General features: G+C 66.9%; 1 protein-coding gene. It reads right to left on the bottom strand.

Going from position 1 to position 1,136, the window contains the following annotated elements; all coding sequences use genetic code 11:
* On the bottom strand, positions 1-1,136 hold a 1,136-nt coding region (locus R5H23_RS15195; protein WP_317215946.1), incomplete at both ends, for a site-specific integrase.

The following is a 1,136-nucleotide window of genomic DNA, read 5'->3' as shown; positions in this document are numbered from 1 at the left end:
GCGCCTCTGAACCCATGGCGGGCAGGGCAGGGGGCTGACCGGCCTCGGCAGCAGGCGGGAGCCACACGCGTCGGAAAACCGGTCCCTTGGCCTCTTTCAGTCCGGCCGCGCGTAGCCAGGCCTCGTAAGCCCGGACCGGGCAGAGACCGGTAATCCCCCTCGGGATCGCCACCTCGACACCCTGACCGGTGCGATCGCCCTTTGAGCGGTCCAGCCGGATCCGCATCCCGTCATCATCGAGCGCCACATTCTCCAGGCACAGCGCCGCCACTTCGGACCGTCGGAGGGCGCCGGCAAAGCCGAGCAGAAGAATGGCCTTGTCCCGAACGCCCACCAGCTCATCCGTATCGATCTGCTCGATGACCTCGCTCAGCAGATCCCAGGTCAGCCCCTTGACCTGACGGGACGCACTTTCCGTTGACGTCCTGCGGATGCCCGCAACCGTTTCGGACACAAGAGCATGGGAGGTCGGGACGGGAACCTGGGCAACATGGTGCAGATAGCGCAGTGCAGCACGGTGCAGATCCACCGTCGCGGGCCGCTTCTTCTGCAGCGCAAGATCAGCCAGATAGGCGGCGACGTCCTCGCTACGTGCGGGCAGGGCAGGGATCCCATGTCCTGCCGCCCATGCGCACCAGGAGCGCACGGCCGAACGGTAGGTCCGGCGTGTGTTCACTGCCTTCGCCGCCCGGGAATAGGTCTTCGAGGCGCGCTCCGCCGTCACCAGCGTCCCGTCATAGTCGGGCAGGGCCTCGTCGGTCAGGGCATCGAACCACTGCAGGACCGCGCCAGACTGCTGACCCAGAGGAGAGGCCAGCGGCGCCAGCGTGGCCGCCTGCGATCCCGCCTTGCGCCGTCTGGCGGCTTTCGGCCTGAGCCAGGCGACGAACACCGGTTCGGGTTCGAGATCCAGAGCGATCGCCAGCTCGTGCCCGGAGGGCAGGGCGGTCAGATGGGCACTGGCGATGGCCAATGCCTCCTCCGCCGTCTCGACATCGGTGGACAGGACCGTGTCTTCGGCAAATTCGTTGTCGCGGTATTCGATGCCGCGAATGACCAGAGAGAGACGGGGGGAGAAGCGACCGGTCGAGAGAAGCGCTACCGCTTCTGTCAGATCGCCGGCAGGAAGCTGCTGC

Source organism: Gluconobacter sp. GP1, assembly GCF_032913585.1.
In the GTDB taxonomy this organism is placed as follows: Bacteria; Pseudomonadota; Alphaproteobacteria; order Acetobacterales; family Acetobacteraceae; genus Gluconobacter; species Gluconobacter cerinus.
The sequence above is the reverse complement of the archived record's forward strand: the minus strand, read 5'-3'. Positions and strand labels throughout refer to the sequence as shown.